Annotated in this window: 19 protein-coding genes; 6 read left to right on the top strand and 13 right to left on the bottom strand. The window is 73.6% G+C overall.

The features are described 5' to 3' along the window. Positions 1–76: 76 nt before the first annotated feature. The 3 genes from AC3EVP_RS27455 to AC3EVP_RS27445 form a co-directional block, all read right to left on the bottom strand. Positions 77–1,246 carry a S1 family peptidase gene (locus tag AC3EVP_RS27455; protein WP_435134277.1) on the bottom strand — a complete coding sequence of 390 codons (1,170 nt, stop codon included), beginning with the start codon at positions 1,244–1,246 and terminating at the stop codon, positions 77–79. Between the two features lie 115 nt (positions 1,247–1,361). Then, the gene (locus AC3EVP_RS27450; protein WP_435134274.1) at positions 1,362–3,176 is read right to left on the bottom strand and encodes an SGNH/GDSL hydrolase family protein; all 1,815 of its coding nucleotides are present in this window, start codon (positions 3,174–3,176) and stop codon (positions 1,362–1,364) included. Positions 3,177–3,345: 169 nt separating this feature from the next. Next, positions 3,346–3,705 (bottom strand): DUF6204 family protein, encoded by a 360-nt coding sequence (locus AC3EVP_RS27445; protein WP_435134272.1) that lies wholly within the window; start codon positions 3,703–3,705, stop codon positions 3,346–3,348. A gap of 115 nt (positions 3,706–3,820) precedes the next feature. Between AC3EVP_RS27445 and AC3EVP_RS27440 the strand changes: the two genes are divergently transcribed. Then, positions 3,821–4,069: a Smr/MutS family protein gene (locus AC3EVP_RS27440; RefSeq protein ID WP_335980414.1), complete on the top strand. Its 249-nt coding sequence runs from the start codon at positions 3,821–3,823 to the stop codon at positions 4,067–4,069. Positions 4,070–4,144: 75 nt separating this feature from the next. Here the strand turns inward: AC3EVP_RS27440 and AC3EVP_RS27435 are convergent, their stop codons facing one another. The 10 genes from AC3EVP_RS27435 to AC3EVP_RS27390 form a co-directional block, all read right to left on the bottom strand. Next, positions 4,145–5,164: a carbohydrate kinase family protein gene (locus AC3EVP_RS27435; protein ID WP_435134269.1), complete on the bottom strand. Its 1,020-nt coding sequence runs from the start codon at positions 5,162–5,164 to the stop codon at positions 4,145–4,147. Between the two features lie 76 nt (positions 5,165–5,240). Continuing rightward, positions 5,241–6,230 (bottom strand): zinc-dependent alcohol dehydrogenase family protein, encoded by a 990-nt coding sequence (locus tag AC3EVP_RS27430; RefSeq protein WP_335980419.1) that lies wholly within the window; start codon positions 6,228–6,230, stop codon positions 5,241–5,243. After that, a complete protein-coding gene (locus AC3EVP_RS27425; protein ID WP_335980421.1) occupies positions 6,227–7,111 on the bottom strand; it encodes a carbohydrate ABC transporter permease in 885 nt (294 codons plus the stop codon). The genes AC3EVP_RS27430 and AC3EVP_RS27425 overlap by 4 nt, the downstream gene beginning before the upstream one ends. Continuing rightward, the gene (locus tag AC3EVP_RS27420) at positions 7,111–8,079 is read right to left on the bottom strand and encodes a carbohydrate ABC transporter permease (RefSeq protein WP_435134265.1); all 969 of its coding nucleotides are present in this window, start codon (positions 8,077–8,079) and stop codon (positions 7,111–7,113) included. The genes AC3EVP_RS27425 and AC3EVP_RS27420 overlap by 1 nt, the downstream gene beginning before the upstream one ends. Positions 8,080–8,095: 16 nt before the next feature. Beyond that, complete coding sequence (locus AC3EVP_RS27415; RefSeq protein WP_335980423.1) at positions 8,096–9,481, bottom strand: ABC transporter substrate-binding protein; 1,386 nt, start codon at positions 9,479–9,481, stop codon at positions 8,096–8,098. Positions 9,482–9,677: 196 nt separating this feature from the next. Further along, positions 9,678–10,439, bottom strand: a complete 762-nt coding sequence (locus AC3EVP_RS27410) for a DeoR/GlpR family DNA-binding transcription regulator (protein WP_335980425.1) — start codon at positions 10,437–10,439, stop codon at positions 9,678–9,680. A 476-nt stretch (positions 10,440–10,915) separates the two neighbouring features. Further along, complete coding sequence (glgX, locus tag AC3EVP_RS27405; protein WP_435134261.1) at positions 10,916–13,042, bottom strand: glycogen debranching protein GlgX; 2,127 nt, start codon at positions 13,040–13,042, stop codon at positions 10,916–10,918. A 170-nt stretch (positions 13,043–13,212) separates the two neighbouring features. Further along, positions 13,213–14,082: an aldo/keto reductase gene (locus tag AC3EVP_RS27400; RefSeq protein WP_335982611.1), complete on the bottom strand. Its 870-nt coding sequence runs from the start codon at positions 14,080–14,082 to the stop codon at positions 13,213–13,215. 201 nt (positions 14,083–14,283) lie between these two features. Beyond that, complete coding sequence (locus AC3EVP_RS27395) at positions 14,284–16,041, bottom strand: ABC transporter ATP-binding protein (RefSeq protein ID WP_435134257.1); 1,758 nt, start codon at positions 16,039–16,041, stop codon at positions 14,284–14,286. Further along, on the bottom strand, positions 16,038–17,852 hold the full coding sequence (locus AC3EVP_RS27390; protein ID WP_435134255.1) for an ABC transporter transmembrane domain-containing protein: 1,815 nt from the start codon (positions 17,850–17,852) through the stop codon (positions 16,038–16,040). Before AC3EVP_RS27390 ends, AC3EVP_RS27395 begins: the two co-directional genes overlap by 4 nt. Positions 17,853–18,132: 280 nt before the next feature. Here AC3EVP_RS27390 and AC3EVP_RS27385 point away from each other — a divergent pair, with 280 nt between their 5' ends. The 5 genes from AC3EVP_RS27385 to AC3EVP_RS27365 all read left to right on the top strand — a co-directional run bounded on the left by AC3EVP_RS27385 (position 18,133) and on the right by AC3EVP_RS27365 (position 21,454). Then, on the top strand, positions 18,133–18,408 hold the full coding sequence (locus AC3EVP_RS27385; RefSeq protein WP_335982607.1) for a GlsB/YeaQ/YmgE family stress response membrane protein: 276 nt from the start codon (positions 18,133–18,135) through the stop codon (positions 18,406–18,408). A gap of 181 nt (positions 18,409–18,589) precedes the next feature. Continuing rightward, positions 18,590–20,032, top strand: coding sequence for an NADP-dependent phosphogluconate dehydrogenase (gene gndA / locus AC3EVP_RS27380; protein WP_335982605.1), 1,443 nt, complete (start codon positions 18,590–18,592; stop codon positions 20,030–20,032). Positions 20,033–20,122: 90 nt separating this feature from the next. Further along, complete coding sequence (locus tag AC3EVP_RS27375; RefSeq protein WP_435134252.1) at positions 20,123–20,479, top strand: PRC-barrel domain-containing protein; 357 nt, start codon at positions 20,123–20,125, stop codon at positions 20,477–20,479. A gap of 54 nt (positions 20,480–20,533) precedes the next feature. Further along, positions 20,534–20,701 (top strand): hypothetical protein, encoded by a 168-nt coding sequence (locus AC3EVP_RS27370; protein ID WP_435134249.1) that lies wholly within the window; start codon positions 20,534–20,536, stop codon positions 20,699–20,701. Between the two features lie 18 nt (positions 20,702–20,719). After that, positions 20,720–21,454, top strand: a complete 735-nt coding sequence (locus tag AC3EVP_RS27365) for a DedA family protein (RefSeq protein WP_435134246.1) — start codon at positions 20,720–20,722, stop codon at positions 21,452–21,454. Positions 21,455–21,488: the final 34 nt, after the last annotated feature.

The following is a 21,488-nucleotide window of genomic DNA, read 5'->3' as shown; positions in this document are numbered from 1 at the left end:
GCGCCCGCCCACGGCGACGGCCCGCCCCGGAGGGAGTTCCGGGACGGGCCGCGCTGTGCCTTTCAGGTGCCGGCGGTCAGCTGGTCTGGAGCGTCAGACCATAGGCGGACAGGATCGGGTTGACCGGCTGGAACCAGGTCTCGCCGCCCGAGGTGCAGTCGCCGTAGCCGCCGGACGTGACGCCCTGGGCCTGGTCGCCGCTGATGAACGAGCCGCCGGAGTCGCCGGGTTCGGCGCACACGTTGGTCTCGGTGAGCCCGTAGACGCTGCCCTCGCTGTAGTTGACCGTCTCGTTCATGCCCAGCACGGTGCCGCAGTGCCAGTGCGAGGTCGACCCCGAGCGGCAGATCGAGGAGCCCACCGGCGCCACGTTGGAGCCGTGCACCAGCACGTCGGAGACGGTGCCCCAGCCGAGCACCACGTTCACCGTCCACCAGCCGCTGCCGACGTTCACCCAGGAGTAGTCGTTGCCCGGGAAGGTGCCTGCCTGGAAGTTGCCGACGTAGGAGCCGTCCCACCCGTAGACCGCCGCGCCCTGCTGGGCGCAGTGGCCCGCGGTGACGAACCCGCCGATCACCGAGAAGCCGATGGAGCAGCGGATGCCGTGGCTGGTGTACGGGTCGCCGCCGACGGTGCCGGCTGACAGCGTTGTCGGAGCTGCCGCGGCCGTCGTGCGGACCGTGACCGCGTGGGCGCTGTCGCCCCGCTCGGCCCCGGCGACGAACGCCCGCACCGCCGCGTCCTTCGCGTGGGCGGCCTGGACGTCGACGACCACCTGGTTGGACTGGAGGTCCACGCCCCAACTGCTCACCCCGGCCGGGGCCTTGTGCGCCCTGGCCAGCGTGTCGATCGCCGACTTCGCGGTGTTGAGCTGCTCGGCGGTGCGGGAGACGACCTTCGCGGTCGCGCCGGTCCTCGCCACCGCCGCCGCCGCGTGCGCGTCGGTGACGGCGACCACCAGCGAGCCGTCGCTCTGGTCGAACCACGATCCGCCGTAGGAACCGCCCGCCGCCTTGCGGGCCTTGGGGGTCAGTGCGGTGGCCGCGGCCTGCTGCCGCAGCCGCTGGTGGGCCTGGGCCGGGGTGAGGCCGAGGTCGTGGACCATCGCCGACACCACGGCGTCGGAGGCGTCCGCGCGGGCGGCGGAGGCCGGGGCGGCGTCCGCCGACATGGCGCCCGCGCCGGTGAGGGCGGTCGCCACGAGGGCGGCGGACAGACACGCGATCATGCCGATTCTGCGTCTCATGACACTTCTTCTTCCGTCCGGGGGGAGTGAGACCGAAGTGCGGGAGAGAGCGCTCTCTCGCGGAGGTGCGAGGTCATCGTAGGGGCAAAAAATGGCCATGTACAGGTCAAGAACTTTATCGGAGGGCGGCCAGGTCGATCGCGTCGGCCATGGCGCGGTAGCCGGCGCCGTTGGGGTGCAGGTGGTCGCCGGAGTCGTAGCGCGGCAGCATCGTCTGCGGGTCGGCCGGGTCGCGCACGGCGGCGTCGAAGTCCACCCACGCGTCGAAGACGCCGCCGTTGTCGCGGACGAAGGCGTTGATCGCGTCGCGCGCCGCGGCCCGCGCGGGGTTGGTGCAGCTGCACCCGCCGGTCGGGGTGAGGGTGCCGGCGACGACCCGCAGACCGTGGGCGTGGGCCGCCGCGGCGATCTGCTTCAGCCCCGCGATCACGTCGGCGGCGGTGGCGTTCGCGTCCACGTCGTTGATGCCCTCCAGAACGACGACGGTGCGCACCCCGGCCTGCGCGAAGACGTCGCGGTCGAGCCGGGCGGTCGCCTTGACGCCCGCGGTGCCGGTGTCCGGCAGGCCCGTGAACGCGTCGGTGAGCACCTTGTTGCCGCTGATCCCCTCGTCGGCGACGGCCGGCGCCTTCGGGCCGTCCTGGGCGAGCAGGCGCTGCGCGAGGTAGTTCGGCCAGCGCTGGTTGCCGCCCACGGTGGAGGCGTAGCCGTCGGTGATCGAGTCGCCCAGCGCGACGACGGTGCCGTGCGCGGGGCCGGTGACCTCGATGCCCGACAGCACCGTCCAGAACCGGAAGAGGTTGTTCACCGGGAAGCCGGCGCCGTCGGCGGCGTGGTCGGTGCCGTTGTCGGCGGTGGAGTACATGTCCTGCAGGCCCAGGCTGTGCATCGGCGCGAACTGCACGGTGCCCGGCAGGAAGACGCTGACCAGCAGGTCGCTGTCGGCGGGCACGGCGAAGGGCAGCGGGTCGCTGTACGCCTGCCCGCCGGCCGGCATCGTGACCTGCTGCCTGCCGCCGAAGGTGAGGGTGGCGGGCGTGGCGGCCGGCGCCGCGCCGGACGCGCGCACCGCGATGGTGGCGTGGCCGACCGTCAGCGGGGCCGGTCCGAAGGAGTTGTCCAGCCTGATCCGCACCCGGTCGCCGCCGACGCTGGTGTGCTCCACCATCCGCAGGGTGCGGTCGGTCCACACGTACGGCGCCAGGCTGTCGTCGACCGCGGTGGACCAGGTCGCGCTCCAACCGGCCGGCACCTTCCGCAGGCCCAGGGCGAACACATGGAGCGCGGGCGCCGCGGCGCCGTCCGCGGCGGCCACGGTCGGCAGCGTCACCGACACCGGCCGCCTGCGGGCGTCGAGCGGCACGGACACCGCGTACAGCTTGACGTCCAGCGCGGTCGGGCCGGCGGGCGTGTCACGGCGCGCGGTGCGCACGGTCAGCAGGTCGCTCGGCCCGCTGTACCAGTCGGGCGCGGTCAGCCGGTAGCTCTGGCTGCCGCCGTCGGCGTAGCGGACCGTGCCGGACCCGGTGGCGTCGGCGGCCGTGCCGGTGACCAGGAACGTCAGCGCCGACCCGGCACCGTGCAGCGCGATGCGCTGGCCGTCGGCGACGACGTTGTCCGGCCGGCCCGGTGCGCGCCGCGGCATGGCCAGCTCGGTGCCGTCGACCGTGACCGCGGCGCCCGGGCCCCAGCCCGCGGCCGCCAGGTCCTCGGCGACGAAGCTGTTGCCGAGGCCGTCGAGGTCCGCGGCGGTGGGATCGGCGGCCGAGCTGATGCCGGCGTTGTCGTACGCGGCGGCGAGGTCCGGGTACTGCGGTGCGGAGGCGGGCGGCGGTCCGGCGATGGCCGGTCCGGCGGCGGCGGCCGGTGGCGCCAGCACGGCGGCCAACGCGGCGACGGGAAGGGCGATCGCGGGCAGGAATCTCTTCAACTCACGCTCCTGACGGGTGTTCCGGTGGGGGCGAGGTGCGAGGAGGTGCGGCCGGTGCTCGGGTGGTGGCTGAGAGCAGTGTGACGCAGCCGGGTGCCTTTTCGGCACCCGGCGGGGCCGTTGACGCCTCAAGGCGGCGGGCCGGGAACGGCGGTGGCGCTCGGCCCGCTTACGCCTGCCGCCGGGTCGCCTCCCGCTTCTGCCGCTTGCCCAGCGGCGCCAGCGACAGGTCCTCGGCCTGGGCGCGCAGCTTCGCGAAGCCGTAGCCGCGGCTCTCCAGCCAGGCGCGGGCGGCGGCCTGCGCGCGCTCGGTCGCGGGCAGGATGTCCTCCTCGGCCTCACCGGTGTCGCTGAAGCGGAAGGTGAACGCGGGGCGCGCCGCGAGGTCGTAGCTGAGGTGCCCCTCGGGGGTGAAGGCGGCCCGCAGCACGTCGTGTTCGGCCGCGTGCGCCAGCAGTTCGGCGCGCTGGGCGTCGGTGAGCTGGTCGAAGACGCCGCGGACGGTGATCCGGAAGGTACGAGTGGTCATCGCGCGACCGTAACCGCGGCTGCCCGGGGCCGCCACGCGATTTCCCCGCCGGGGGTACGGTGCTTCTGGCGCCCGCGGTGGGCGCCGCCGCCGGCTCGGAAGGCACAGGCACCCGATGACGCTCACCCTCGACCTGCACCCGCTGTTCCGCAGCGACCGCGACATCGACCGCGCCGTGCGGGAGATCATCTTCCGGGCCGCGGCCACGAAGGCGGACCGGGTGGAGATCATCTCCGGCAAGGGCTCGGGCAAGCTGCGCACGCGCGTGCTCGCCACGCTGCGGCAGCCCCATCTCAAGCGGCTCTACCGCAGCTTCGAGGCCGACCCGTCCAACCAGGGGCGGATCGTCGTCCACTTCGCGTGACGCGGGCCGGGCGCGCCACCGCGCGGGCTCACCCGGGATTCATCCCGGTGCTCGCCCGCGTGCTCGCCCGACGCCTCAGGCCGGCGGCCGCTCCAGCTCCTCGTAGGTCGGCGGGGCCGCGCCCGGGCGGGAGCAGGTGATGCCCGCCGCCCGCACCGCGTACCGCAGCGCCCCGACCACCTCGGGGCTCAGGGCCGCCGCACCGGTCGCCTCCCGCAGCCGCGCCCGGGTCGCGGCGGTCGCGGACGTGCCGCCGCCGCTCAGCAGGTCCCGCCGCAGCAGCGCGCTGACCAGCGCGGACATGAACGAGTCGCCCGCGCCCACGGTGTCCACCACGCGGATCGGCGGCGCCGGCACATCGAGCATGCCGTGCTGCCACCAGGCGCGGGCGCCGCGCGGGCCCCGGGTGAGCACCACCAGCGCGGGGCCGAGCCGCGCCCAGCGGGCGGCCGCGGTGTCCGGGTCTTGTTCCGGGTAGAGCCAGGCGAGGTCCTCGTCGCTGGCCTTCACCACGTCGCTCAGCCCGACCAGGTGCTCCACCCGGGCGCGTTCGGTGTCCCGGTCGCCCAGCAGCGCCGGGCGGATGTTGGGGTCGTAGGAGACGGTGGCGCGCGGCCGGAGCTGCTCGGTGGCCGCGAGCACCAGGTCGGCGCCCGGCGGCAGCGCGGCGGCCACCGACCCGATGTGCAGATGGGCCGGGGGCCCCGAGCGCAGCGCCTCGACGGTCTGCGGCGCGAGGTCCCAGACGAGGTCGAACTCGTAGCCCACCGTGCCGTCCGGGCGCACCCGGGCGGTCGCCGACGAGGTCGGCGCGTCACCGACGGACCCCGGCAGCAGTTCGGTTCCGCCGCGCTCCAGCCACTCGCGCAGTGCCGTGCCGGTGCGGTCACGGCCGATACGGGTGGCCAGGCGTACCGGGTGGCCGAGGCGGCCGAGCCCGAGTGCGACGTTCGCCGGGCTGCCGCCGGGGTGCTCGCCGTGCACCCCTGCCGGACCGGTCAGGATGTCGGTCAGTGCCTCGCCGATCACCAGCGCCGGCACCGGGGGAGGCGGCAGCGGCGGCACGGGGGGCGAAGCGGGCAGGGGTGCGGTCATGGGCCTTCCTCTTCCGGCGGCACGGCAACACGGCGGGACCAGGGACGGGTGTGGGGGGAGTCGGCAGGGGCGGGCCCTACGGCAGGACCTGGATCTTCCGGCCGACGCCCGCCTGGAAGCGCTGTAGGGCGGCAGCGTAGTCCACCAGCGGCAGCCGGTCGCTGATGAACACCTCCGGGTCCAGCACCCCGCCCGCGAACAGCTCAGCGGCCCGCTCGTAGCTGTGCAGCACCGCCATCGAACCGGTGATGGTGATCTCCTGGTTGTAGATCTTGTACGGCTCGATGGTGGCGCGGGCGGCGTAGTCGGCGACGCCGAACTGGAGGAAGGTGCCGCCCTTGCCGACCCGGCCCAGGGCGTCCTGGATGGCGGCGGCGTTGCCGGTCGCGTCGATGACGACGTCCCAGCCGCGCGGCTGGTCCAGCTCGTCGGCGCTGGTGGCCGCCGCGGAGCAGCCCAGCTGCCGCGCGGTGGTCAGCCGCTCCTCGTTGAGGTCGACCATGTCGACGCTGGCCGCGCCGGTGCGCTTGGCCAGCTCCATCATCATCAGGCCCATGGTGCCGGAGCCGTAGATGAGGACGTGGGTGGCCAGCTGGGAGCGCAGGATGTCGTAGCCGCGCACCGCGCAGGACAGCGGCTCGATCAGGGCGGCGTCGCGGGTGGCGATGTGCTCGGGGAGCTTGACGCAGTTCGCGGCCGGGGCGGCGGCGTACTCGGCGGCGCCGCCGGGCACGGTGACGCCGATCGCGTTCCACCGCTCGCACAGGTTGTTGCGGCCGATCCGGCAGTAGTGGCACTCGTGGCAGTACAGCGAGGGGTCCACCGCGACCCGGTCGCCGGCGCTCAGACCGCGTACCTGCGAGCCGACCGCGACGATCTCCCCGGCGAACTCGTGGCCGGGCACGATCGGCAGCGTCGGCGCGAACTCCCCCTGGAGGATGTGCAGGTCGGTGCCGCACAGGCCGCAGGCGGCGACCTGGACGACCACCTCGCCCGGGCCCGGCGTCGGGTCGTCCACGGTCTCGATGCCGACCTGGCCGGGGGAGCTGATGACGGCGGCTTTCACTTGACGGCTCCAAGGGAGAGGCCCTGGACGAGCTTGTCCTGGGCGGCGAACCCGGCGGCGAGCACCGGCAGGGAGATACAGACCGCGGCGGCGCACACCTTCGCCAGGAACAGGCCCTGGCTGGTGACGAAGCTGGTCAGGAAGACGGGCGCGGTGCCGGCGGTGACACCGGTGAGCACCCGTGCGAAGAGCAGCTCGTTCCAGCTGAAGATGAACGAGATCAGCGCGGTCGCCGCGATGCCGGGCGCGACGATCGGGGCGACGATCCGGGCGAGGATGGTCGGCAGTCCGGCGCCGTCGATGGACGCGGCCTCGATGATCGCGCCGGGCACGTCGGACAGGAAGGACCGCATCATCCACACCGCGATCGGCAGGTTCATCGAGGTGTAGAGGATGACCAGCAGCCAGATGTTGTCGAGCATGCCGATGTTCTTCGCGATGAGGTAGACCGGCAGCAGCCCGGCGACGACCGGCAGCATCTTCGTCGACAGGAAGAAGAACATCGCGTCGGACCACTTGCGGACCGGCCGGATGGACAGCGCGTACGCCGCCGGGGTGGCCAGCAGCAGCACCAGCAGGGTGGAGACGACGCTGGCGGTCAGCGAGTTGATCAGCGGCGGCCACGGGCTGACGCCGGTGCCGGAGCCGAAGAACTCGCGGTAGCCGTGCAGGGTCAGCGGCGCGTCGATCTTCGGCGGGTTGGTGCCCGCGTCCTGCTCGCTGTGGAAGGAGGTCAGCACCATCCACGCGAAGGGCAGGAAGAAGACGATCCCGCACAGCCAGGCGCCGACGGCCAGCAGGCCGCGGTTGCGGCGCTCCTTGCGCTCGCGCGGCGCGCGGCCGGCGACCGGGGTGACGGGGTCGAGGGTGGTGGCGGCCATCAGCGGGACTCCTCCCTGAGCAGCGACGAGACCGAGCGCAGCGCGAACGTCGCCACGAGGATGGACAGGATCACCACGATCACGCCCTCCGCGGACGCCTGCCCGTAGTCGTGGGCCTCGTAGAAGGTGCTGTACACCGCGTAGGGGAGGTTCGCGGTGCCCAGGCCCCCGGAGGTGAGGGTGAAGACCGCGTCGAAGTTCTGCACCACGTAGACCGTGCCGAGCAGCGCGGCCAGTTCCAGGTAGCGGCGCAGGTGCGGCAGGGTCAGGAAGCGGAACACGTCCCAGTTGTTGGCGCCGTCCACGCGGGCCGCCTCGACGACGTCGGTGGGGCGCGACTGCAACCCGGCCAGCAGGATCAGCATCATGAACGGCGTCCACTGCCAGATCAGCGACGCCTCGACGGCGAGCTTCGGCGACGTGGACAGCCAGTCCGGCTGCGGCGCGCTGTCGCTGCCGAACACGCTCCAGATCCAGGTGAGTGAGCCGTTGATGAAGCCGTAGGTGGCGTTGTACAGGGCGTGCTTCCACAGCAGCGCTGAGGCGACCGGCACCACCAGGAACGGCGTGATCAGCAGCGTGCGCACCGCGCCGCGGCCGGGGAACTTCCGGTCCATCAGCAGCGCGAGGCCCAGCCCCAGCACGAGGCTGACCAGCACCACCGTGACGGTCAGCACCACCGTGGTGGTCAGCGCCGAGCGCAGCTGCGGGTCGGTGAACTCCTCCTTGTAGTTGTCGAAGCCGGTGAACCCCTTGTCACTGGGGTCCAGGGCGTTCCAGCGCATGAACGAGATCACCAGGGTGCCGACGAACGGCAGCTGGGTGACGACGATCATGAAGATCAGCGCGGGCAGCAGCGGCGCCCGCCGCGCCCAGGCACCGGCGTTGCGGCGCGGTGCCCGGTTCGCGGCGGACCCCGACACGGCCGGCGGCGCGTGGCGGTCTCCGAGGATCGAGGGAGTGCTCATGGTGTCGGCTTCCCGCTCACTTGCCGGCGTACTTGTCGGCGACCTTCTCGGCGAGCTTCTGGCTGGCCTTCAGCGCGCTGGAGACGCTGGTGCGGCCGGCCACCGCCGAGGAGAGCTGCTGGGAGACCTGGGTGCCGAGGTCGGTGAACTCCGGTATGTCCACGAACTGGATGCCGGGCGCGGGGCGCGGCTGCACACCGGGGTTGGCCGGGTCGACGTCCTTGAGCGCGTTGAGCGTCGGCTGGGCGAACGCGGCGGACGCCTTGACGTAGTCGGGGTTGCTGTAGGTCGAGGTGCGCTTGCCGGCCGGCACCCGGGACCAGCCGAGCTTCTGGCCGACCAGGTTCTCGTAGCCCTTGCCGGACGCCCAGGAGATGAACTTCCAGGCGTCGGACTGGTGCTTGCTCGCCTTCTGCACGCCCCAGGCCCAGGTGTACAGCCAGCCGGCGTTCTTGGTCTGGTCGACCGGCGCGGGCACGTAGCCGATCTTCCCGGCCACGGGGGAGCCGGAGCCCTCCAGGGAGCCGGCCGCGGAGGTGGCGTCGTACCACATGGCGACCTTGCTCTGCTCCAGGTCGTTGAGGCACTCGGTGAACCCGGACTGGGCGGCGCCGGCCTCGCCGTGCTTGCGGACGAGGTCGACGTAGAAGTTCACCGCCTTGGTGAAGGCGGGGCTGTCGACCTGGGCCTTCCAGTCCTTGTCGAACCAGGTGCCGCCCATGGTGTTCACCACGGTGGTCAGCGGCGCGATCATCTCGCCCCAGCCGGGCTGGCCGCGCAGGCAGATGCCCTTCATGCCCTTCTCGGCGCCGTCGGCCTTGGCGGCCAGGTCCGCGACCTGGGTCCAGGTCGGGTTCGCCGGCATCGTCAGGCCCTTCGCGGCGAAGACGTCCTTGCGGTACATCAGGAACGACGACTCGCCGTAGAACGGCTCGGCGTACAGCTGCCCGTTGTACGTCAGCGACTGCTGCATGGCGGGCAGGATGTCGCTCTGGTCGAAGGCGGTGTCGGCCTTCGCCTCGGACGACAGCGAGGACAGCCAGTTGTTCTTCGCGAAGATCGGCGCCTCGTAGTTGCTGATGGTGGCCACGTCGTACTGGCCGGCCTGGCTGGAGAAGTCCTGGGTGATCTTGTCGCGGACGTCGTCCTCGGGCAGCACCGTGAAGTTCACCTTGATGCCGGTGGACTTGGTGAAGTTGGCGGCCGTCAGCTTCTGCAGGTCCACCATCTGCGGGTTGTTGACCATCAGCACGTTGATGGAGTGCGAGCCGGAGCCGCCGCCGGCGCCGCCCGCGCCCGAGCAGGCCGCCGCGAGCAGCATGCCCGACACCGCCAGCGCCAACGGGGGGAGGGTGCGGCGGCGCAGTCTGCGGGAGGCGGTGGAGCCGGTAGACGATGTCATGATTCGTCCCTTTCATGACTGGGGTCGGGGTGTGGGGGATCATCCGGCGGGCCGATGGCGGCACGTCGGAACGGCACGGGGGTGCGGGCGGAAGGAGGTGCGGGGGAGGTCGGGAGCGGTCGGTCGGTCGAGAGCGGTGGGTCGGGAGTGGTGGGTCGGGGGCGGCGGATCGGCGTCGGGGGATCGGCGGCGGGGGTCAGGCCCTGAAGACGCGGGGGCCGAGCAGGGTGTAGCGGTGGGCCTCGGTGCTGGACAGCCCGGTGTCGGTCACGATCGCCTCGAAGTCGGAGACCTCCGCGAAGCGGCAGAAGCTGCTCGCGCCGAACTTGCTGTGGTGGCCCATGAACACCCGCCGGCGCGAGACCTCCAGCGCCTTGGCCTTGACATCGGCGACGACCGGATCAGGTGTGGTCAGGCCGAGTTCGCGGGAGATGCCGTTGGAACCGACGAACGCCAGGTCGATGACGAAGCCGGCCAGCATCGCGCACGCCCACGAGCCCACGGTCGCCAGGGTCCTGGCCCGGACCCGGCCGCCGAGCAGCAGCACCGTGGTGTCGGCGGACTCCGCGACCGCGGCGGCGGTGGACAGCGACGCGGTGACCACCGTCAGCGGGCGGTCGCGCGGCAGCAGGGAGGCGACGAGTTGGGGCGTGTAGCCCTCGTCCACGAACACCGTCTCCGCCTCGCCGAGCAGCTTGACCGCCTCGGCGGCGATCCGGCGCTTGTCGGCGACGTGCAGGTTGACCCGCTCGGCCAGCGCGGTCTCGAACCCCGCGCCCTCGACGGGATACGCCCCGCCGTAGGTGCGGCGCACCAGACCGCGGCGCTCCAGCACGCCCAGGTCCCGCCGGATCGTCTCCGGTGCCACCGACAGGTCCGACGCCACCGCGGTGACCTCCACCTGGCCGTGGTGACGGGCCAGGGTCAGGATGCGGTGCTGGCGCTCCTCGGCCCTCATCGCCCACCTCGCCTCTTCGCTCCGGTCCGGGCGCGGCCTGCCCGGTATCGCCCGTAGAAGAGTTATACCGTCGGCCCTTTGTCCGACCAGGGCCCACAACGGACAACAAACGGCCCGGTATTGCCCGGTCAGCCGGTGGAAAGGCCCTGGTCCCCCAGGTGGTGGGAGGGTATGCCGACCGAATCGCACCCAAAGCGGCGGCTGGCGGGCCCGGTTCGGGCGGTTGCCCGATAGCGGGCGGATACATCTTTCCGGGCGCGTTCGACGGGTTTTCCGGCCCGGTCGGGAGGGCGCCGGGCCCGGTCCGCGGCGCCGGCCCGGCGCCGGCGCCGCGCGCATTCCGGACCTCCGGTGCGTATCGGGCCGGAGGCGGGGGGGTGGCGTGCCCGGTTCGCGCCGGTGTGCCCGTACCGGGCCGCCCTGCCCGTTTCCCGCCCGCTCGCCCGGGACCTCGGGCGGCCGCTACGGGCGGCGCCTCATCGCGCCCGGCCGGGCTCCCGGACCAGCACCACGACCGCGCGCGCCTCCACCTTGCAGGTGTCGCCGGCCGCGAAGCGCACCGGGGCGCCGCCGTCCGCCCCGGAGCGCTCCGCGGTGTCCACCACCACGCTCCAGCCGGGCCCGAACTCCACCGGCGGCAGCCGGAACGCCACATGCTCCCAGTGCGCGTTGAACAGCAGCAGGAACGAGTCGTCCGCGATCGGATGCCCGTGGGCGTCCGGCTCGGAGATCGCGTCGCCGTTGAGGTGCACCGCCAGCGCGTGCGCGTCGCGCCGGAACCAGTCGCGCTCGGCCATCTCCCGGCCGTCGGGCCGCAGCCACGTCAGATCGCCCGGGCCGCCGTCCGGGCCGGGGCCGCCGCGGAAGAACCGCCGCCTGCGGAAGACCGGGTGGCCTCGGCGCAGCGCGATCAGCCGCCGGGTGAAGTCCAGCAGCTCGCGCTGCTGCTCGTCCAGCTCCCAGTCGATCCAGGACAGGGCGTTGTCCTGGCAGTAGGCGTTGTTGTTGCCGCGCTGGGTGCGGCCCAGCTCGTCGCCGTGGGCGAGCATCGGCACGCCCTGCGAGACCAGCAGGGTGGTCAGCAGGTTGCGCTGCTGGCGGGCGCGCAGCGCCAGCACCGCCCGGTCGGCGGTCTCGCCCTCGGCGCCGCAGTTCCAGGAGCGGTTGTGGCTCTCGCCGTCCCGGTTGTCCTCGCCGTTCGCCTCGTTGTGCTTGTCGTTGTAGGAGACCAGGTCGCGCAGGGTGAACCCGTCGTGCGCGGTCACGAAGTCCACCCCCGCGCGCGGCCTGCGGTGCTCGCCCGCGTACAGGTCGGAGGAGCCGGTCAGCCGGGAGGCGAACTCCGGCAGCACCCCGTCGCAGGAGCGCCAGAAGTCGCGGACGGTGTCCCGGTACCGGCCGTTCCACTCGCTCCACAGCGGCGGGAAGTTGCCGACCTGGTAGCCCCCGTCGCCCACGTCCCACGGCTCGGCGATCAGCTTCACCCGCGAGACCACCGGGTCCTGCTGCACCAGGTCGAAGAACGCCGAGAGCCGGTCCACCTCGTGGAACTGCCGGGCCAGCGTGGCCGCCAGGTCGAAGCGGAAGCCGTCGACGTGCATCTCCGTCACCCAGTAGCGCAGGCTGTCCATGATCAGCTGGAGCACGTGCGGGCTGCGCATCAGCAGGCTGTTGCCGGTGCCGGTGGTGTCGAAGTACGACGCCGGGTCGTCGTCGGCCAGCCGGTAGTACGCGGCGTTGTCGATCCCGCGGAAGGACAGCGTGGGACCCAGGTGGTTGCCCTCGGCGGTGTGGTTGTAGACCACGTCGAGGATCACCTCGATGCCGGCCGCGTGCAGCGCCTTGACCATCGACTTGAACTCCGCGACCTGCCCGCCCCGGCCGCCCGATGCCGAGTAGCCGTTGTGCGGGGCGAAGAAGCCGATGGTGTTGTAGCCCCAGTAGTTGGTCAGGCCCCGGCCGAGCAGATGCCCGTCCTGCACGAACTGGTGCACCGGCATCAGCTCCACGGCGGTGACGCCCAGCTCCGTCAGGTGCCCGATCACCGCCGGGTGCGCCAGCGCGGCATAGGTGCCGCGGATCTCCGGCGGCAGCCCCGGGTGCGTCATCGTCAGGCCCTTGACGTGGGCCTCGTACATCACCGACTCGTGGTACGGCCGCTTGGGCAGCCGGTCGTCGCCCCAGTCGAAGTACGGGTCGGCGACCACCGAGAGCATCGCGTGCGGCAGGCTGTCGGCCGGGTCGGGCACGGCCGGGTCGCCGTCGCGGTAGCCGAGCAGCGACGGGTGCCCGTCCGCCTGCCCCTCGACCGCCTTCGCGTACGGGTCGAGCAGCAGCTTGGCCGGGTTGCAGCGGTGCCCGCGCGCCGGGTCGTACGGGCCGTGCACCCGGAACCCGTACCGCTGCCCGGGGCCGACCCCCGGCAGGTACGCGTGCCGGATCACGCCGTCGACCTCGGTCAGGGTCACCCGCGTCTCCCGGCGCCCGTCGTCGAGCAGGCACAGCTCGACCTTCTCGGCGACCTCGGAGAACAGCGCGAAGTTGGTGCCGGTGCCGTCGAAGGTGGCGCCGAGCGGAAAGGGATGGCCACTCCATTTGTGCATTTTCGAGACCTTACTGTCGGTACCGCCCTGCACATCCGACCTGGCCGCCCCGACGCGCGGACCCCGCCCGCCGCGCACCCGAGCGCCACTCCCGCGTCATCCGTCCGGCCCAGCGCACCGGCCGGGCCGCGGCGCCCGCACCCGCGAACGCCGCCGGGCCCCGCGCCCGCTCAGCCCACCGCGGCGGTCAGCTCCGCGAACTCCTCGTCGCTGAGCTGGAGTTCGGCGGCCGCCACATTGTCCTCCAGATGCGCCACCGACGATGTGCCCGGGATCGGCAGCACCACCGGGGAACGGCGCAGCAGCCAGGCGAGGGCGAGCTGCGAGGGCGACGCGCTGTGCCGCTCGGCCAGTTCGGCGAGCGGTCCACCTGGCTTGGCCAGCTCCCCGGTGGCCAGTGGGAACCACGGGATGAAGGCGATGCCCGCCGCCTCCGCGTGGTCCAGCAGCCGCTCCGCGGAGCGGTTCGCCAGGTTGTACAGATTCTGCACCGACGCGATCTCCGCGACCGCCCGGGCCGCCTCCAGCTGGTCCACATCGACCTCGGAGAGCCCGATGTGCGCGATCTTCCCCTCCTCCTGGAGCCGCTTCAGCTCGCCGACCTGCTCCTCCAGCGGCACCTTCGGGTCGATCCGGTGCAACTGGAAGAGCGGGATGCGCTCCAGGCCCAGATGGCGCAGGCTCATCTCTGCCTGCTGCCGCAGGTATTCCGGACGGCCCAGCGGCTGCCAGGCATCCGGCCCCGACCGGGCCAGGCCCGCCTTCGTGGCGATCACCAGGTCCGCCGGGTAGGGGTGCAGCGCCTTGCGGATCAGCGGCTCGGCCACCACCGGCCCGTAGGAGTCCGCGGTGTCGATGAAGTCGACGCCCAACTCCACGGCGCGCCGCAGCACCCGCACCGCCTCGTCGGGGTCCTTCGGATCACCCCACACCCCGGGGCCGGTCAACTGCATCGAGCCGAACCCGAGCCGGGTGACCGGCAGCTTCCCGGACAGGGTGAAGCTCCCGGACGCCTTCGCGGGCTGGGTCTGTGCGCTCACGTTCGCCTGCTCCTTCCGCGGACGCGCCCCGGCCCACCCCGGCCGGCCCGCGCCGCACGACGGTCCCCCCGTGGGCGGCCCTTCCGCCCACGCCCCGTCCAACCCCCTGCCCGCCGGCCGCTATTCCACCCCCGCCCGGTTTCCCCCGTTCGGCCCAGTGACCGCCGCGCTCCCGCGGCAGCCGTGCGGGCCGCACGCCCGTCAGGCCGGGGCGCCGTCCGTGCCGCCGTGCCAGGACGACCACAGCGACGCATAGGTGCCGCGGGCAGCCAGGAGAGCGTCATGGGAGCCCAGTTCGGTCAGACGGCCGTCCTCCATCACCGCCACGCGGTCCGCGTCGTGCGCGGTGTGCAGGCGGTGGGCGATCGCGATCACCGTACGGCCGCGCAGCACGCTCGCCAGGGCGCGTTCGGTGTGCCGGGCGGTGGTCGGGTCCAGCAGCGCGGTCGCCTCGTCGAGGATGAGGGTGTGCGGATCGGCCAGCACGACCCGCGCCAGGGCGAGTTGCTGGGCCTGCGAGCCGTCGGTGCGGTGGCCGCCGTCGCCGACCGCGGTGTCCAGGCCGGCCGGGAGGTCCTCCACCCAGTCCGCGCCCACCGCCGCCAGCGCCGCGAGCAGTTCGGCGTCCTGCGCGGCGGGCGCGGCGATCAGCAGGTTGTCGCGGACCGTGCCCAGAAACACGTGGTGCTCCTGGGTGACCAGCACGACATGGCGGCGCAACTGCTCCGGGTCCAGGGCCGCGACCGGGACACCGCCCACCGTCACAGACCCCGCGTGCGGCGCGTCGATCCCCGCCAGCAGCCGGCTCAGCGTGGTCTTCCCGGCCCCCGACGGGCCGACGAGCGCGATCCGCTCCCCGGGCCGCACCGTCAGGTCGACACCCCGCACCACCTCGCGCCCGCCCTCGTAGGAGAAGCGCGCCCCGACCACGTCGATCCGGTCGTCCGCGGGGGTGTCGGCCGCCGCCGGCGCCTGCCGCGCGGCCGCGCCCAGCCCCTCCACCCGGGCGAAGGAGGCACTGCTGCTCTGGAGTTGCTCCACCCACATCATGATCGAGTCCAAAGGCTCGGAAACCTGCCGCAGGTACAGCGCCGCGCTCACCACCGCGCCCAGCCCGACCACGCCGTGCGCGCGCAGCACACCGCCGACCACCAGCACCGCGACCACGGGGACGACGTAGGAGACCTCCACGGTGGGGAAGAACACGCTGCGTAGGTCCAGCGTGCGGGTCCTGGCCCGGCGGGAGGACTCGATCGCGTCCCTGCTCGCCGCGACCCGCCGCTCCTGCAAGCCGAACGCCTCGATCGTCCGGGCACCGGTGACGGTGGCCGTGAGGACCTCGGTGACCGCCGAGTTGGCCGCGCCCTCCGCGAGATAGGCGGCGCGGGCCCGCCGCAGGTACCAGCGCACCGACCAGGAGATCCCCAGCAGCCCGACCAGGCCGCAGCAGCCCAGCAGCGGGTCCAGCAGGAAGACCGCGCCGAAGATGAACAGCGCCTGCACCATGGCGATCAGCACCTCCGGCGCCGCGTCGCGCAGCGTGGTGCCGACCATGGCCACGTCGGTGGTGCCGCGCGCGGTCAGATCGCCGCTGCCGGCCCGCTCCACCACCGAGGCGGGCAGCGCCAGCGCACGGTCCACGAACTGCTCGCGCACCCGCGCCAGCGTGCGCTCGCCGAAGCGGTGCCCCAGGTAGCGGGCGTAGCGGGCGAGCAGGAACTGCGCCGCGGAGAAGACCAGGATGACCAGCGCCATCCGGTCCACGTCGCACACTCCGGCGCCCTTCTGCACGTCGTCCACGATCCGGCCGACCAGCCACGGACCGACCAGACCGGCGGCCGCGGCCAGCGCGTTCAGACCGAGCACGCCGGCGAACGCCCACCGGTCGGCCCGCACCAGGCGCCCGGCCGCCCGCGCGACCTCCCGCGGCCCGGCCACCGGCAACTGCCGCGGCGTCATCGCCCCGCCTCCTCGGCCCGCGCCCGCCCGTCCATCGCGCCCGCCCCGCCGCCCGGCCCGGCCCCGCCGCCCGGCGCCGGCCCCGGCACCTGCCCGGCGTGCTCCTCCTCCGCCGCGCTGCGGTCCACCAGCAGCCGGTAGCCCGGCTCGCGGCGCAGCAGGTCGCGGTGGGTGCCCGAGGCGGCCACCTTGCCGTCGACGAGGTACTGCACGGTGTCGGCCTGGTCGAGCAGCACCGGCGAGGTGCCGGTGACCACCGTGGTGCGGCCGGTCCGGGCAGCCCGCAGCCGGGCCGCGACGGCCGCCTCGGTGTGGGCGTCGAGCGCGGAGGTCGGCTCGACCGCCATGAGCACCTCGGGTTCGGCCAGCAGCGCCCGCACCAGCCGCACGCGCTGGCGCTGCCCGCCGGAGAGGTTGCGGGCCTGTGCGTCCATCGCGGTGCCGAGCCCCTCGGGCAGCCCGGCCACCACGTCCTGCGCCGCGGCGTCCCCGACGGCCCGGGCGACCGCCTCGTCGTCGTGCGCCCGCCGGCCGGCCACCATCTCCCGCAGCGTCCCGGCGAACAGGTCCGCCTCGTTGTCGGCGACCAGGAGCCGGTCGCGGACCTGCGCGGCCGGCACGTCCGCCAGCCGGACCCCGCCCCAGGTCACGTCCGCGCGCCGGAACCCGCCGAGCCGGTCGACGACCTCCGCCGACTCGGCCGGCCGGGCGCTGACCAGCGCGGTGAGCCGCCCCGGCGCCACCACCACCCCGGAGTCCGGGTCGCGCAGCACCGAGGGCCCGGCGGGCGCGTCCGCCGCGCCCTCCTGCCGTTCGCCCCCCTCGGGCGCCAGCGCCAGGAAGCCCACCACCCGCTTCGCGGCCACCAGCCCGCGGGTGATGTCGTAGCCGCACTCGATGAAGAACGCCACCGGCATCACCAGCACCGCGACATAGCCGTAAACCCCGACGAACTCGCCCACCGACAGGGTGCCCTGGACGGCGAGGCGCGCCGCGAGCCAGGTGACGAGCGCGAGGAAGAGCGTCGGGAGCCCCACGCCGAGCGCCTGCACCCAGCTCGTCACGGCCCCGACCCGGTACCCCTGCGCCGTCAGCTCGGCGGACTCCCGGCGGAAGGCGTCGGCGAACAACTGCTTGCCGCCCAGCCCGTTGAGCACCCGCAGGCCCCCCGACAGGTCGCCGATCCGCGCGGTCAGTCCGCCCTGCCGCTCGCGGTAGACCGACTCCGCCCCGCGCAGCCGCCCCAGCAGCGGACCGACCAGCAGGGCGATCACCGGCACCCCGAGCAGCACCACCAGCCCCAGGGACACCGACATCGACAGCAGCAGCACCGCCACCACCAGGTAGGCGATCACCGAGCCGAGCCCCGGTCCGGTCATCGTCAGGGACTGGCTGATCTGCTGGACGTCGGTCACGCCGATGGTGACGACCTCGCCGGCGCCCGCCTGCCGCGACAGGTCCGCCCCCAGCCGGTTGGCCTGCGCGATGACCGACTTGACGGTGCGGAAGGTCGCGTCCATCCGCAGCCGCGTCATCGTGCGGTGCCGCATGGTGCTGACCCAGGCGTTGAAGGTGCCCAGCGCCAGCAGGACGCCGCTCCAGGCGAGCAGCGGACCGGTGCGGCCGGGCTCCAGCCCGTCGTCGACGGCCCGGGTCAGGACGTAGGGCGTGAGGACCATCAGGACCATCCACACGGTGCCGAGCACCGCGCCGCCCAGGGTGCGGCCCGGCTGGCGGGCCAGCAGCCACCACAGGTAGCGGCCCGGGCCGCGGCGTTCTGGCGCGCCGGGGTCGGCGTACGCGTCGATCACGAGCGGGCCCCGCGGGTCCGCCGGTCCTGGAGGTTCGCGCGGTGCGGTCGGGGCCGGTCGGTCGCCTGGGATCGGTGCATGGCCGCCAGCCTCCCAGAGCACCCGGCCGCCGGGCCAACGTATATCCGGCCCACCCCTCGGCTGCCGGCCCGGCCGGCCCACCCCTCGGCCGCCGGCCCGGCCGTCGCAGCGGCGTCGCAGACATGTCCCGGCCCCGTAACAAGCCGCCGTACGGCGGAAATCACGGTGTGCGCCGCGGGCGCCGGGGCATATGGCCGACATGGGAATCATCGGTTGGATCATTCTGGGACTGCTCGCAGGAGCGATCGCAAAGCTGCTGCTGCCCGGGCGCGACCCGGGCGGGGTGCTCGGCACCACCGTCATCGGCATCATCGGGGCCTTCCTCGGCGGCTGGCTGTCGGCCAAGGTGCTCGGCCACCCGGTGCCGCACCACTTCTTCGACCGCTCGACATGGCTGGCCGCGATCGTCGGCTCGCTGGTATTGCTCATCGCCTACCGGCTGGTCTTCGGCGACTCGCGCGACCGACGACGGTGAGCCGCGGGCCGCGGCGGACCCCCGCCCGGCCCGCGGCCGCACCTCCCAGCCAGCCGCCGCTCCACGCCCGCACCGCCGCCGTCCACCCGAACGGCCGCAGTGCGACGGCCCGGCACCCTCCCGCCGCGCACAATGACCGGGAGCGGCCCCACGACCCCGGCGCGGCAACCAGGAGCGGAAGATGAGCGCAACAGCGGACATCGGCGTGACCGGCCTCGCGGTCATGGGCAGCAACCTCGCCCGCAACTTCGCCCGCCACGGCTTCACCGTGGCGCTGCACAACCGCACCACCGCGAAGACCACCGCCCTCGTCGAGGAGCACGGCGACGAGGGGGACTTCGTGCCCGCCCGCACCCCCGAGGAGTTCGTGGCCGCGCTGAAGCGCCCGCGCCGCCTGATCGTCATGGTCAAGGCGGGCGACCCCACCGACGCGGTGATCCGCGAGTTCGCCCCGCTGCTGGAGGACGGCGACGTCATCATCGACGGCGGCAACGCCCACTTCGAGGACACCCGGCGCCGTGAGCGGGAACTGCGCGAGCAGGGCATCCACTTCGTCGGCACCGGCATCTCCGGCGGCGAGGAGGGCGCGCTCAACGGCCCGTCGATCATGCCCGGCGGCTCCACCCGGTCGTACGAGTCGCTCGGCCCGCTGCTGGAGCGGATCGCCGCGAAGGCCAAGGACGGCACGCCCTGCACCACCCACATCGGCCCGGACGGCGCCGGCCACTTCGTGAAGATGGTGCACAACGGCATCGAGTACGCCGACATGCAGCTCATCGCCGAGGCGTACGACCTGCTGCGCGCCGTCGGCGGCTACACCCCCGAGCAGATCAGCGGCATCTTCCGCACCTGGAACACCGGACGGCTCGACTCCTACCTGATCGAGATCACCGCCGAGGTGCTGGCCCACACCGACGCCGCGACCGGCCGCCCCTTCGTGGACGTCGTCGCCGACGCGGCCGAGCAGAAGGGCACCGGCCGCTGGACCGTGCAGACCGCGCTGGACCTGGGCGTGCCCGTCTCCGGGATCGCCGAGGCGGTCTTCGCCCGCTCGGTGTCCGGCCACACCGACCTGCGCGCCGCCTCCCGCGACCTGCCAGGACCGCGGGCGAAGGCCCTGACCGGCCAGGCCGCCGCCGACTTCGCCGACCAGGTCGAGCAGGCCCTGTACGCGTCGAAGATCGTCTCCTACACCCAGGGCTTCCACCAGATCCAGGCCGGCAGCGACACCTACGACTGGGACATCGACCTGGGCCGGATCGCGGCGATCTGGCGCGGCGGCTGCATCATCCGGGCCGCGTTCCTCGACCGGATCACCGCCGCCTACGACGGCCGCCCCGACCTGCCGAGCCTGCTGTCCGACCCGCGCTTCGCCGCCGAGATCGGCGCCGCCCAGGACGACTGGCGGGCCGTGGTGTCCGCCGCGGTGTCCGGCGGGGTGCCCGTCCCCGGCTTCTCCGCCGCGCTCGCCTACTACGACGCGCTGCGCGCCGAACGGCTGCCCGCCGCCCTCACCCAGGGCCAGCGCGACTTCTTCGGTGCCCACACCTACCGGCGCGCCGACCGCGACGGCACCTTCCACACGCTGTGGGGCGGCAGCCGCGACGAGGTCGAGGCCGGCTGAACCGCGTGGCATCGCGCCGCGGGGGAAGGAAATCCCGCACAGGGCCCTTGCCCGGCCCGCTGACGTACCCCGGCGAAAGGCAGGTGGGCGATGATCGAACCCGCGGATCTGCGCGAGTGGCGCGACCACGACGTGGTCGACGAGGACCACCACAAGATCGGCGTCCTCGAGGCGGTCTACGTGGACACCACCACCGACCGCCCCGCCGTGGTCACGGTACGGACCGGGCTGCCCACGCGCCACCGGCTGCTGTTCGTCCCCGTCCGCGAGGCGGTCGCGGGCCCCGGCTACGTCCGCGTCCCCTACCCCAAGTCCCTGCTGAAGGCCGCCCCCTCGATCGGCACCGACGACGTGCTGCCCGCCGAGGACGAGGAGGCGATCTTCCAGCACTACGGGCTGCCGTACGAGCCGGCCGCCAAGGGCACCAGGCTGCTCGCCCGCCGCTGAGCCGCACACCCGCGAGCCCGCGCATCCGCCCCTCGCCCGGAAAGGACCCGGAACGTGACCCTGTTCCTCCTGCTGATCATCCTGGCGATGGTCCTCGGGCTGATCGGCGCGGTCGCCGGGGGCCTCGGCGTGCTGCTCGTGATCGGCGTCGTGCTGTTCGTCGCGGACCTGGCGTGGGGCGCGTGGCGGCTGCGCCGCAGGCGTTCGCGGCCGGTCCGCTGAGGCGGGGCCGGTGACCGGATGAGCTCCGTCACCGACTGGCTCGCGCACTCCTCGGGCCCGGTCGTCTACGCCGTCGTCGGCGCCCTCGTCTTCTGCGAGGACGCCCTCTTCTTCGGTTTCGTGCTGCCCGGCGAGACCGCGGCGGTGCTCGGCGGGGTGATCGCCAGCCAGGGCGGGGTGTCGGTGTTCTGGCTGTGCGTGGTGGTGGTGCTCGCCGCGATCGCCGGGGACAGCGTCGGCTACGAGGTGGGCCGGCGGTTCGGCCCGCGCATCCTGGACAGCCGGGCGCTGCGCGCCCACCACGAACGCATCGCCCACGCCCAGGAGCTGATCCGCAGGCGCGGCCCGGCCGCGGTCTTCCTCGGCCGCTTCATCGCCTTCTTCCGCGCCCTGATGCCGGCGCTCGCGGGCATGTCCCGGATGCCCTACCGGGTCTTCCTCGTCTTCAACGCGGCCGGCGGGATCGTCTGGGGCGTCGGCTTCACCCTGCTCGGCTACTACGCGGGCGACGCGTACAAGCGGGTGGAGCGTACGGCGGGCACGGCCGTCGCGGTCGTCGTCGCGGTGGTCGTGGTCGGGGCGGTCGTCTACTGGCACTTCAAGCGGCGCGGGCGCGAGGCCAAGCCCCCGGCGGAGCCGGACGGTTCGCAGAGCGAGAGCGGGGGCGAGGCCGACCGGGCGCCGGGCGGCACGTCCGGTGGCGGCGCCCACCGCGCGCCGGACCCCGACGGCGACTCCGACGCGGACCGCTGACGGCGGCCTGCTCGGTCAGGCCGCGGCCTGCCAC

This window comes from Actinacidiphila sp. bgisy144 (assembly GCF_057708105.1).
This window is presented reverse-complemented; position numbering and strand designations above follow the sequence as displayed.